This window comes from Pseudomonas sp. FP603 (assembly GCF_030687415.1).
Lineage (GTDB): Bacteria > Pseudomonadota > Gammaproteobacteria > Pseudomonadales > Pseudomonadaceae > Aquipseudomonas > Aquipseudomonas wuhanensis.
In genome coordinates this window covers 4685660-4697756 of record NZ_CP117431.1, presented here as the reverse complement: position 1 = coordinate 4697756, position 12097 = coordinate 4685660, and the positions used below count along the sequence as shown (strand labels likewise).

Here is a 12097-nt window from a genome sequence, read left to right as displayed (position 1 = left end):
AGCCGGCGGCTTTGGCTGGTTGCAGTTAATGTGAGCCGGAAATGCCGATGTATGCGAGCCAGCGTGTTTTCAAACGCGAGCCGCTACATCTATTTGATCGAGGATATCTACAGCCGCAAGGCCGTGGGCTGGGAAGTCTACGAAGCCGAGAGCGGCGAAAAAGCCGCAGCGTTACTACAGAGAAGCGTCACGCTTGAAAAATGCTGGCGTCAGCCTCTGGTGTTGCACTCGGACAACGGTGCGCCGATGAAGTCGGTGACGCTGCTGACCAAAATGTATGACTTGGGCATCACGCCATCGCGCGGTCGACCACGGGTGAGCAACGACAACCCGTACTCGGAATCACTGTTCAGAACACTCAAGTACTGCCCTCAATGGCCGCACGATGGATTTACCAGCGTGGATGATGCGCGTATCTGGGTGAGGAATTTTATGACCTGGTACAACACCGTGCATCGTCACAGCCGAATCCGATTCGTAACCCCGGCTCAACGCCACGACGGGAAAGACAAAGAAATCTTGGCGCGCCGGGACGCGATCTATGGGCTTGCCCAAGAAAGAAGGCCGGAGCGGTGGTCGGGTGAAACGCGTAACTGGAACCCGATCGGGACGATGTATCTGAACCCTGAAAGGGAGCTGACCGTCGTGGTAAAAGTCGCGTCAACCGTCCAACTATGCTGCTCTTTTCTCGTCCTGATACTCCCGATCCGGGTTCAGCATCACCGTTCCTATTGGCGCCCAGTTTCGCGTCTGACCTGACCAGCGTTCCGAGCTCTTCTCCCAGGCTCGTTCGTACAGCTCATGCCGTCGAGCCAGGATCTGATGATCCAACCCGCGATGGCGCTCTGACGGCGTGACGAAGCGGATCCGGCTATGCCGGTGCTCGTTGTTGTACCAGCGCATAAAATCCCTCACCCCGACCCGTGCGGCATCCAGGCTGGCGAAGCCTGCCTGCGGCCATTGGGGCAATATTTCAGCGTTCTAAACAGCACTCCGAGTACGGATTGTCGTTGCTCACTCGCGGTCGGCCACGGGACGGCGTGATGCCCAGGTCGTACATCTTGCTCAACAGCGTCACCGATTTCATCGGTGCGCCGTTGTCCGAGTGCAGCACCAGCGGTTCGTGCAAACACTGCTCACCGATCACGCTGCGTTGCAGCAGTACCGCGGTCTTCTTCGTAGACCTCCCAGCCCACGGCCTTGCGGCTGTAAATATCTTCGATCAAATACAGGTAGTAATACTTGCCGCGTACTGGCGACGGCAAATATGTGATGTCCCACGACCACACCTGGTTCGGGGTTTGTGCGGCGTGCGTTGTCGGTGCTACGTAGCGCCGGGGTCGCTGGCTCCGGCCTCGATGCTGTTGCTGGCCCGTCGCACGTAGGACGCGATAAAACGTCGACTCCGACGCCAGATAACGCTGTTGGTCAGCCAGAAGCTGCACGATCTGACTCGGTGGCAAATGGGCGTACTCAGAGCTGTTACACAGCGCCACGATCGCTTGGCGTTCGATCGCGCTCAAGGCATTACGCGGCGTAGGCCGCACGGTGGTCGTACGGGCATCGGCTTGAATTTCCTGAGTCTCACTCCACCGTTGCAAGGTTCTGAGCGACAGCCCCACCTCCCGGCACGCCTTGATTCTTCGAGCCCCGGCCAAGATCGCTTCGATCAACCAAGCCACCAGCAACTGCCGTTCCGGCAAAGAGGTCAGTTGTCCTCGCTGTCGATCCCCCAGTAATCGTTGAGCTTTTTTCGCAGCACCAACAACGCGGCGGTCTCAGCCAGCGCCTTGTCTTTGCGGCGCAGTTCACGCTCAAGTTTCTGGATGCGTTTCTTGTCTTTACGCGCTTGTTCGCGGTCGTCTTTTTGCTGGGATTTTTCAGACTTCTGGCCACTGATAAACGCTTGCCGCCACGCAACGATCTGCTCGGGGTAAAGTCCTTTGCGTCGGCAATACTCGCCCAAGTCGATCTCGGACAAACCAGCGGCTTCAAGGACGACAGCGAACTTGGTTTCGGCTGACCAGTTCTGGGGTGACGGCTTGGTTTCGGACACTACATTCCCTTCGGATCTGGCCTGTTTGCGCCAGTTGGACAGCGACATATCGCTGACCCCTTCGCGCCGAGCTACCTCGGCCATCGTCAGGTTCAACGGGGGAAGCAACATCTTGAGCAATGCAGCTTTGCGTTCAGGTGAATAGTACGGCACGAACAGTCTCTTTCCGCCCCCGATATGCATTTTCAGGAAAATTCGGAGAGGCGACAACTATCCTGACACCGGGGGGATGCACGCCCACCTGTTTAGCAATGCTGGCTTGGCTCTCTTTGGCCCTCAGGCCAGCCTCAATCTGGTAACGTTGGCCCTGAGTCAGCTGCCGGTAAGGCGTGGTCATCTGCGCTTGAATCCTTTGGTGTGAGAGCCTGGATTCTACCAGTGGCGGGCTCTCTGCCTCTCGTTTCAAGCGTTTCACTTATTCTATGAATTCAGGTGCTAAAAACTCAATACGACTTTATAACCAACCTGCTTATTCTCAACCGTTGGGCTGGAATGCGGTCCGATGACAGCATCGAGGCAGTCAATGCATGGTTGAGCATTGACGGCAACGCTGTCCATGTCCGTGAACGGAGCAGCATCCGGTAAAGTGCGGCCCCCATTTGTCTGCGTCCAAAGGAGGCTGGCGTCTTATTTGTTGTGTTGCGGATCGAAAATTGAACGGGTTATCGCACGAATAAGAGGAACAATTTCATTAACGTCAGTATCTGCGGGTAGTTCAAAGAATTTTGCCGAAGCCAGGTCCCGCCTTTCTACCGAATGGTTTCTGTCGGCACGGGAGAGCGCATCGCGGACGCCGTTTGCATCGTAGTCTGTGCAATAAACTGCTGTTCCAGGTTGCTGGCGCCAGGAGTCGCACAGACCGCCCGCATCAACAACATCAAATCCTGCAGCGTCGACAAGCCCAAAAACGAGCGCCTTGGCTTGCTCGTCGTCGCCACCGACCGGCAGAGCGATCCGTCCGTCAGTGCCCGGAGGTAGCCCTTCGGTCGTAAGACTCTGAAAGCTTATCGTGTTAAACGCTTTCACTACGGGCCGTCCAAGTTGCTCACAAACCCAAAGGCTTTCGAGGGTACCTTGTTCAAGGAGATCAATTTTCCCATCCCTGAATGGATAGTAGTTGCATGTATCGATGATTACTACGTTTTTGGGAACGCCATCGAACAAGCTTTCGAGACAGACAATTGCTTTCGTAGGAATCGCGACAATCACGACGTCCACGTCCTTTACCGCATCGGCGGCGGTCACGGCAGTCGCACCGACTTCGGAGGCGACTTCTTTGAGTGAGGAGGGGCTCCGAGAGTTCGCTAGCTTTACCGTATGCCCCACTTGGCTGAATTTGCGTGCCAAGGTCGATCCGATTTGGCCTGCGCCGATGATGCCGATTTTCATGGTTACTTCCCGTGAGAAAAATCTAAACGCTACCGTCAAGCAGCTCGTAGCGTTTAATATGATTGGCACCCGACCTATTCACAAGTACGCACTAAAAAGTCAGTAGCACTCTAATAGGTAAATCACGATGAATGACGGGCAGTGTAACGATCCAGGCAAACGCACCATTTGTACCGAGGCTACGATTGATGCACTCCGACGATTAGAGGGAAAATGGAAACTCGTCATTCTTTCCGAGCTCTTTGCCACAGAACATCTTCGTTTTTCTCAACTGGAGCGAGCTATATACGGAGTGACGCAGAAAATGCTGATCCAGCAGCTCAAGCAACTTGAGAAAGATGGGCTCGTGCGACGGACCGTTTATCCTCAGGTCCCTCCTAAAGTGGAGTATTCACTCACTGATTTCGGCCACGCACTCGCGCCGGCGATGATAGCGTTAAGAAAATGGGCGCAAGAAATACAGTCCAGCGGTGAGACCACCATTTCCGAAGGTCTCAAAAAACCTTCGTAACTGTCAGCGATAAGGTGTCAATGTGTCTTGCCTGCTGCCCGGACCAGATGTATCCGGTTTTTGCTGCCCGGGCCACGCTCCCCTTTTTCTTAAAATCAGTGCGCAGCACGCAACACACTAGGCGCCACCCCAAAGGCATTCCGGAAGGCCCTGCTGAAACTGGCGCTATCGCTGAAGCCGTTCCTCAGTGCGACTTCAGTCAAGCTGGGGGCGTCAACGCCGACAAGGAGCACATCGTGTCGGGCATGTTCTAGCCGGATTTGCTTGATAAAGCCCGCAGGGGTCATGTCGTGATCGCGGAACATCTGATAAAGCGAGCGGCGTGAAAGTCCTAGCGCCTCGGCAAACTGCGAGATGGAGTAACCACCATCATCGAGATGCTGCTCTACCAATACGCGCGCGCGGGCAAGACGTGCGCTTCCATGCGTCGGCGCCAGCGGCGTACCATCAAGGCTGTCCAGCAACGTGTGAAACACCAAATTGACCGCATGCTCGACCACTCGTGAAGCCGAGCGAGCATCGCCTTTGGCGTGAAACAACGAGCCAAGACCCGCGGCGGCGGCGTTGAACGCATCATTGAGCATCAGTGGCCGCCCGCTAAGCTCGGCAGCAAGACCTTTCCAGCGCGGCATTTGGTCAATCCCAAAAACTACTGTAAGGGCGTTGTAATTCGTCCCGCTCTGCAGGCGATAGGAACTTGAGAATGGGACGATCATCGCCTGTCCCGCGCATATTTCAGTGCGCCCGGCAGCGTTCTCGAACCAAGCACTGCCACCAAGTTGCCAGACGAGTTTATAGAACTTCCCCATACCCTGATCGGCCGCCGTTCGAGCCAACGCCTCAACGATGATGTTTCCAGTACGCACGTGGGCGATAGGGAAACGGTCAGCCATTCGCGCTCGGATTCGACTGTCACAAGCGTTTGAGTCTGGCAATTCGACAGACACAGTTGGATAGGCGCGCCTGACACTCTCGAAAAAGACGTCTTTGGTCGTGCTCAAGAGGAAAGTCTCTGCACGATCGCGCCGAGCGGGGCAAGACTTGAAGTTGTCATGATTCATCCCCTGTATCGACGTCAGCACTTTTATCGTCGCGGCAGACACTATGTCATATCTGCTGGTGATCAAGAGGCCGGTATTGTCCTGCAACACTTAAATCTGCACTGCCTGACAATTTTTCGCACCCTCCGACAAGCGCCAAAGTGAGCGCCAGACCGAAGATGGATTTCATCCGCGAGGTAGGCCCGATGTGATCGAAGCCTTACCGCGAACGCTTGCCGCGTGAGAGCGCACACTTTCTGGGAATTCATATGAACGATCGACTCCCCCCCACACTTCTTGACCCTGCAGTGTGGACTGACAATGTGTTTACAGGTCAATGGGAGAAGGGGAAAGAGCAAGCCGACATTTTCGAGCCCGCTACCGGCGGTTCCCTCGGTCGCATAGCAATGGCGGATCCGGTACGGGTGACCGAGTCTGCTGCGGTCGCTCGACAGGCTCAAGTAGAGTGGGCAGCGCAGCACCACGAAGTGCGAGCAGCCGTGATCCGCCGTGCCGCGTCGCTGGCGGAGCATTATCGTGACGAAATTACCGATTGGTTGGTTCGAGAAAGCGGCTCGACCCAGGGCAAGGCCGCGTTCGAGGCGTCGGTGAATATCCGTCTGCTGCAAGAGTGTTCTTCACTCCCTTCGCGAGCGGTTGGCGAAATACTCCCCTCGGTGCCGGGCAAGTTGAGCCTTGCGCGTCGTCGCCCCCTGGGCGTCATAGGGGTCATTTCACCATTCAATTTCCCGCTCTGTCTCGCCATGCGCGCTGTGGCCCCAGCGCTGGCGTTGGGCAACGCCGTGGTACTCAAACCCGATCCCCGCACGGCTGTCAGCGGCGGTTTTGTCATCGCCAGGCTCTTTGAGTTGGCTGGGCTTCCCGCCGGGTTACTGCACGTACTGCCGGGGCATGCGGCAGCTGGTGAGGCCCTGGTCTCGGACCCCAATGTGGCAATGATTCAGTTCACAGGGTCGACGGTTGCAGGCCGTAAGGTCGGTGAGCTGGCCGGACGGCACTTGAAAAAGGTCTCGTTGGAGCTGGGCGGCAAAAACTCGCTGATCGTGCTGGAAGACGCCGACCTGGACATCGCCGTGTCCAATGCGGCTTGGGGCGCTTTCCTGCACCAAGGACAAATTTGCATGGCGTCTGGCAGGGTTCTGGTGCAGCGCACCGTCTATTCACTTTTTATCGAGAAGCTGGTGGAAAAAGTGCGAGGCATGACGATGGGCGATCCTGCGCTTGCCAATGTTCATCTCGGCCCATTGATCAATGTGGCGCAGCGCGATCACGTGGCCAAAATAGTAGCTGACGCCTGTGCGGCAGGCGCGAGGCTGGACATCGGAGGCAGTCACGAAGATCTGTTTTTCGAGCCCACCGTGCTGAGCGAAGTCACATCGGACAATCCGTCATTCAACCATGAAATATTTGGTCCAGTGGCTGTTGTTACACCGTTCGACAGTGACGAGGAAGCCGTCGAACTGTGCAACTTCACCGAGTATGGCTTATCAGCCGGCATCATCTCAAAAGATGTGGGGCGTGCGTTGCAACTCGCTGAGCGCTTACACACCGGGATGATTCACATTAACGATCAAACCGTGAACGATGAGGTCATCAACCCTTTTGGCGGGGTCGGAGCGTCTGGCAACGGTTCAAGTATTGGCGGCGCGGCCAATTGGGAGGCGTTTACCCATTGGCAGTGGGTAACGATTAAAAGCGAGGCACCGCTGTATCCGTTTTAATCCATTGATGGCCGCTGCTGCTACTTGACCTGCCGTTGGCGCAAACCAGCAGGCAGGTAGGGCGGCCACAGGACGTGCGCAATGAACGTTTCCTCCCATGATTGCAGCCTTGAAGTCACCGCCTTAAAAGCTGGCGCTGCGGCACATTCGCTATTTTTTGGCGAATTCGAGCTCTGTCCCAACCGCCTGTTGTTGCTGAAGGGTGGACGGTCGGTCAGTCTCAACCATCGAGCGCTGCATTTGCTGGTCGCTCTGGCACGCCGTCCTTTCGAATTGATTGAAAAGGATGAACTGACTGCCTGTGCCTGGCCCGCTCGGGTCATGGAAGAATCCAGTTTACGAACGCAAATCGCAGCCTTGCGACGCGCGTTGGGCGCTTCAGTTGATTGCCCCTATGTGGAAACCGTGGCGGGTCGAGGTTATCGGTTCGTAGCCACGGTCAGCGGTCAACGGCAGGCCATGTTGCCCTGGCCCGATTTGCCACTGAGCATCGGGCTGCCGAGGATCGAGGCCGCTCTCATCGATCGTTCCGAGCAACCGAAGCTTGTCGGTCGGCGAGTTCTTCATGGCCGCTTCATTACGATTACAGGGTAAGCGTCCGAACTACACCGCCTTGCAACTCAAGCCTTAATCCGTTTAAACCACTGATTTACGCGCTCGCACTCAAATACCGCGGGATCAAAAACATCGCCATGCCATTTAACCATCGCGTCATGCTCTGGATGATCGGGGTTGGCCATCGCCTCCAGGAACTCCTCGTAACCAGGCCCGCCACCCACGTCTTCTGGTGGGCAAGCATTGGCGCCCTCGATGCAGTACGGCACCTGAGGACAGGCAATGGCGGGTAGCGTTTTTTCGACCTTGATACGGTGATGCCAACTGTCACCAAAGTCGTAAAGATAATTAAATGTCTGCTTTCCGCTCATCGCCTTGATCAGCGTTTACGGGCTTCCGGGTTTACAGTCGGCCCCCAACCATCAGGGTCGGGCATGCCGTAATTCTCACCGGCAATTTCAAACTCATGCAGATGGCTATCACTCCAGCCCATCACAACCTGGATGACATGGTGCAGTTTGCCCAAGGTAATGTTTTCAGGCACCGCGAACCGACGCCAGATCGTCGGAGTGATCCACTTCAGCTCAATGTGCAGCAGCAACAGGTCGGGGACGGGTTTGGGTAAGCGGACAGTTTTAACCATGGATCAGGCGGCCTCGCAGTGTTCAGTGTGGTTCAAGGAAATATTCCAGGGCAGTAACTCGCTCACCCGATTGATCGGGTGCTCGGCAATGTGCTCAAGCACGTAGGTCAGATACGCCTGTGGGTTTAACCCGTTTAGCTTGGCAGTACCCACCAGGCTATAAATCGCAGCAGCCCTCTCGCCGCCGTGGTCAGAGCCCACGAACAGGTAATTCTTGCGGCCCAAGGCCACAGCCCGAAGGGCACGCTCGGCGGCGTTGTTGTCGATTTCGATTCGGCCGTCATCGCAGTAGCGCGTTAAAGCCTGCCACCGGTTGAGGGCATAGAGGATTGCACCGCCCAATGTCGATTTTTTCGACAGTTGAGCCAGCGTCTGGTTAAGCCACGCGTGCAGGTGCTCCAGCAGTGGACTTGCCCGACTTTGCCGAACCGTTTTTCTCTGATCGGGCGGCTGTCCCCGGATCTCGCTTTCGATGGCATACAGGGCCGCAATCCGCTGCAGCGCCTCGCCAGCAAGTGGTGAAGCCTGGTCTTTGTAGGCATCGTAAAACTTGCGGCGGGCGTGAGCCCAGCAGGCGGCTTCTTGAATGGTGCCTGTCGCATACAGCTGAGCAAAACCGGCGTAGCCGTCAGCCTACAAAATCCCGCTGAAGCTCTTGAGATGAGCACGCGGATGTTGCCCCTTGCGATCCGGCGAGTAGGCAAACCACACAGCCGCCGGCGTCGTGTAACCGGCAGGCCGGTCGTCGCGAACGTATGTCCATAGGCGAGCCGTTTTGGTTTTGCCGTTGCCCGGTGCAAGTACACCAATCGGTGTGTCGTCGGCATGAACTTTATGGCCGCTCATGACATGACGCTCAAGGGCGTTGATCAGCGGCCTGAGCAATTGACTGCTCTGGCCGACCCAGTCGGCCAGCGTTGAGCGCTCCAGATCCACGCCCTCACGGGCGTAGATCTCGGATTGTCGATACAGGGGCAAATGGTCAACAAACTTGGAGACCAGCACGTGGGCCAATAGCCCAGGGCCTGCAAGGCCTCGGGCTATCGGGCGACTCGGTGCCGGTACACCGGTGAATGAGTCACTGCCCCCATCCGCCGCTGGCCACTATCCGGCAGCGTTCAATCCTTCGCCAGGATTCGGCCATCCAGCATTCACGTCAAACGCACCGCAAAACGCGCTGAGGATTCGGCAAATGGTGCCGGACCCACGGGATCCGACGCAGATGATTTTCCAAAGCACGCTGAGGAAGCGGCAAAGCCGAGCCCGAGAGACCCTAAGGGCTGCAGCTGAAACAAAACATTCGTAACGCTGGTTTCGGGTTGGTTCCGGCTGGGGGCGAAATGCCCCCCAGCATGGGGACTGTTTCAGTCGCAATTAATCCGAGCCTGAAATAGCGTTGATTGCAAGCAGCTACAGCTAAGGTTTTCCAACCTGCCGTAGCCGGAGCTCGCCCATCATTGTGCGTCGCTATAGCTACAGCGACCCTACAACAAAGACCAGGACTCGCCACCCGGCTCTACGACTGACCGTAATTGGAACCACCTGCGTATTCGAACCACAAATAACCCGCACTACCTTATATTGGCAGCCGCATCAACACCCTCTCATCAGAGGATGCTGATTCTCCATGATTTACGAAGGGCACTCTGTGCGCTCACTACTAGTTAAATATTAATCAGGGTAAAATTAAATGGGTATCTGTTGCTCAAGTAATTCGATAGCTTCAAATTACGAAATGGAGGCGGTTCAAACTGAGAATAAATCTCTGTCACATCAGCCAAGTAAGCCGATATCACAAGATTCCGGAGAGCCATTAGCCAGTTTACACGCTGCACAAGTTTCGATCGGCTCTCTGTCCAACGCCAGTGAAATTTCATACGCACCTCATGACAATCGGCGGCCGCGTCGGACCGTCACCCTGGATTCGATCCCGGAGCAGCCTGTTAATCCCGGTGATCCCAAACTCCAGCCTTCCGCTCCTTCTCGAAGAGGACCTAGACCTAATAGGGCCGGAACGACCGATAGCACTATGTCCAGACTTAGCGAGGCCAAAAGTCTTTCAATTCAAAGGCGATTTCTCGCGTCTCCGGCAGGTTCAAGTTACAATGGGACCGGCTCAATTGCCAGTGGTAGCAAAACAGGGTCAGTACAACTTCCATCTAGCTTTGAATTACCCACAAATGTCTCGTTCGGCAAGTACCCGGCCTTGCATGAACTCATAAAACCTATAATGTCTGACGCTGGCCTGGAATATATACTGGAGGCCTTCAAGTTTAGTGATAACTACTCAGTATCTTTTGATAAAAATCTTAAGATACATGGCCTGACCATTCCTGGTGAGGATCCACAAATTGGCCCGGCAGCATTCGAAAAATTTGTAGTTCCTCCAATGGGAATTAGCATTGAGCTCGATGATGATGTTGTTGCCCTCCAGGTAGCGCTCACTATCGCGCATGAGTGCTCCCACGTTGAACAACTCGAAAGTTTTACGTTACTTGATCTGCTAGGAAAAGATAAGGAAGTAGCCAGGTCAGGATCAAAGGTTGCCTCCATAGTCAGTAAAGCAAAACTGGATCAAACAAATATTTTAGAAACTCTAGGATATCACTCTGAGGTGTACAATCTTGCGTGGTACAGTATAAATACTGACCCGCCTCACGAAAAAAAAGAGCAGCTCCGAGCCTTGCGGGATATTGCGGTTTCCCAGCGAGATTTCCATTTTAATCAACTGCCGTATAATGTGGTGGAAGTGCTTCTGGCTGGTGAGCTCAAAGAAGCGTTGAGTTTGATTCTTATTGATGTGCCAATTAAGTTTCTTTCAAGTCCAGGACAGTCTTTGTAGTGCCGCATTTTGCCATGCCTGAACTTATAGTGTCGACGAGATAATCCTGATCAATCTCAAAAGGGTGAACAGTTCCGGAACTTGATCACCATCAAGCGCCACTCTGATCTGGCAGGGTCTGGTCGTTGCACGTCACGGCGTCCGGAAAATACGCCGAGACCGTGCGGCGACCAGGAGCCTACATCATATCAGGATATCAATTCCCCTCCCCACAAGACAATTTCCCCCCCTCCACAATAATCCTTGGCAGTGGCAAAACCGTGATGCTATGTAGTGGTCTAATGAAACCGGACACCCATTTAGGCGAGAATGCTCGCCAGATCGAGGTGTCAGATGACCAAACAACGCCGTTCCTTTTCTGCTGAATTCAAACGCGAGGCTGCCGACCTCGTGCTCAAGCAAAACTACAGCTACATCGAAGCCAGCCGTTCACTCGGCGTCGGCGAGTCGGCCCTGCGCCGCTGGGTTGATCAGGTTCAGCAGGAGCGCCAAGGTGTTACGCCGCAGAGCAAAGCATTGACCCCGGAACAACAGAAAATTCAGGAGCTGGAAGCCCGAATTGCCCGTCTTGAACGGGAAAAATCCATACTAAAAAATCTACCGCGCTCTTGATGTCGGAAGATCACGAGCGTTCGCGCTGATTGACCAGTTGAGCGTTCATGAGCCAGTTGATTGGCTGTGCAAGGTGTTTGAAGTGACTCGTTCGTGCTACTACGCCCAGCGTCTTAGGCGCCGCACGCCCGATGTTGAACGGCTTAGGTTGCGCAGCCGGGTGAGCGAGTTGTTCACGCAAAGTCGCAGTGCGGCGGGCAGCCGCAGCATCCTGTCGCAGATGCGTGAAGACGGTGAGCAACTCGGTCGATTCAAAGTACGCAGCTTGATGCGCGAGCTTGATTTAGTCAGCAAACAACCCGGATCACATGCCTACAAACGAGCGACCGTAGAGCGACTCGATATCCCGAACATCTTGAATCGGGAATTCGATGTTCCGGCACCCAACCAGGTGTGGTGCGGTGACATCACCTACATTTGGGCCCAGGGGAAATGGCATTACCTGGCTGTCGTGCTGGATCTTTGCACGCGTCGGGTGGTGGGCTGGGCGTTGTCGGAAAAGCCGGACGCTGAACTGGTGATCAAGGCCCTGGATATGGCCTACGAGCAGCGTGGCAGGCCTTCGGGTCTGCTGTTTCACTCGGATCAGGGGTCGCAATACGCAAGCCGGCTATTTCGTCAGCGATTGTGGCGTTATCGCATGCGCCAGAGCATGAGTCGCCGAGGAAATTGCTGGGACACTCAGTTCACTATGCTCAAGAGCGTCG

6 protein-coding genes and 6 pseudogenes are annotated in these 12097 nt (G+C 55.2%); 6 read left to right on the top strand and 6 right to left on the bottom strand.

All coding sequences use genetic code 11. The features are described from left to right. Positions 1 to 84 precede the first annotated feature (84 nt). Positions 85 to 636, top strand: a pseudogene (locus tag PSH65_RS21720) (transposase); the annotation flags it as partial. Positions 637 to 672: 36 nt separating this feature from the next. Here the strand turns inward: PSH65_RS21720 and PSH65_RS21715 are convergent. From PSH65_RS21715 to PSH65_RS21700, 3 genes and pseudogenes are all read right to left on the bottom strand, one after another. Beyond that, positions 673 to 2209, bottom strand: a pseudogene (locus tag PSH65_RS21715) (IS3 family transposase). A gap of 73 nt (positions 2210 to 2282) precedes the next feature. Continuing rightward, positions 2283 to 2393 (bottom strand): annotated as a pseudogene (locus tag PSH65_RS21710) (helix-turn-helix domain-containing protein); the annotation flags it as partial. A gap of 290 nt (positions 2394 to 2683) precedes the next feature. Further along, on the bottom strand, positions 2684 to 3445 hold the full coding sequence (locus tag PSH65_RS21700) for an NADPH-dependent F420 reductase (protein WP_305422269.1): 762 nt from the start codon (positions 3443 to 3445) through the stop codon (positions 2684 to 2686). A 127-nt stretch (positions 3446 to 3572) separates the two neighbouring features. On the opposite strand from PSH65_RS21700, the gene PSH65_RS21695 reads away from it, so the two are divergent. After that, positions 3573 to 3956, top strand: coding sequence for a helix-turn-helix domain-containing protein (locus PSH65_RS21695; RefSeq protein WP_305422268.1), 384 nt, complete (start codon positions 3573 to 3575; stop codon positions 3954 to 3956). A 95-nt stretch (positions 3957 to 4051) separates the two neighbouring features. Here PSH65_RS21695 and PSH65_RS21690 read toward each other — a convergent pair whose 3' ends face one another. Beyond that, positions 4052 to 5017, bottom strand: a complete 966-nt coding sequence (locus PSH65_RS21690) for an AraC family transcriptional regulator (RefSeq protein ID WP_305427034.1) — start codon at positions 5015 to 5017, stop codon at positions 4052 to 4054. A 248-nt stretch (positions 5018 to 5265) separates the two neighbouring features. On the opposite strand from PSH65_RS21690, the gene PSH65_RS21685 reads away from it, so the two are divergent. Both PSH65_RS21685 and PSH65_RS21680 read left to right on the top strand, forming a co-directional pair. After that, positions 5266 to 6738: a benzaldehyde dehydrogenase gene (locus PSH65_RS21685; RefSeq protein ID WP_305422267.1), complete on the top strand. Its 1473-nt coding sequence runs from the start codon at positions 5266 to 5268 to the stop codon at positions 6736 to 6738. 81 nt (positions 6739 to 6819) lie between these two features. Next, positions 6820 to 7332 carry a winged helix-turn-helix domain-containing protein gene (locus tag PSH65_RS21680; protein WP_305422266.1) on the top strand — a complete coding sequence of 171 codons (513 nt, stop codon included), beginning with the start codon at positions 6820 to 6822 and terminating at the stop codon, positions 7330 to 7332. A gap of 26 nt (positions 7333 to 7358) precedes the next feature. Here the strand turns inward: PSH65_RS21680 and PSH65_RS21675 are convergent. Both PSH65_RS21675 and PSH65_RS21670 read right to left on the bottom strand, forming a co-directional pair. After that, positions 7359 to 7936 (bottom strand): annotated as a pseudogene (locus tag PSH65_RS21675) (plasmid pRiA4b ORF-3 family protein). Positions 7937 to 7939: 3 nt separating this feature from the next. Next, a pseudogene (locus PSH65_RS21670) lies at positions 7940 to 9016 on the bottom strand (IS66 family transposase); the annotation flags it as partial. 949 nt (positions 9017 to 9965) lie between these two features. Between PSH65_RS21670 and PSH65_RS21665 the strand changes: the two are divergent. Together PSH65_RS21665 and PSH65_RS21660 are read left to right on the top strand one after the other, a co-directional pair. Beyond that, positions 9966 to 10778 (top strand): hypothetical protein, encoded by an 813-nt coding sequence (locus PSH65_RS21665; protein WP_305422265.1) that lies wholly within the window; start codon positions 9966 to 9968, stop codon positions 10776 to 10778. Between the two features lie 333 nt (positions 10779 to 11111). Next, positions 11112 to 12069, top strand: a pseudogene (locus tag PSH65_RS21660) (IS3 family transposase); the annotation flags it as partial. Positions 12070 to 12097 lie beyond the last annotated feature (28 nt).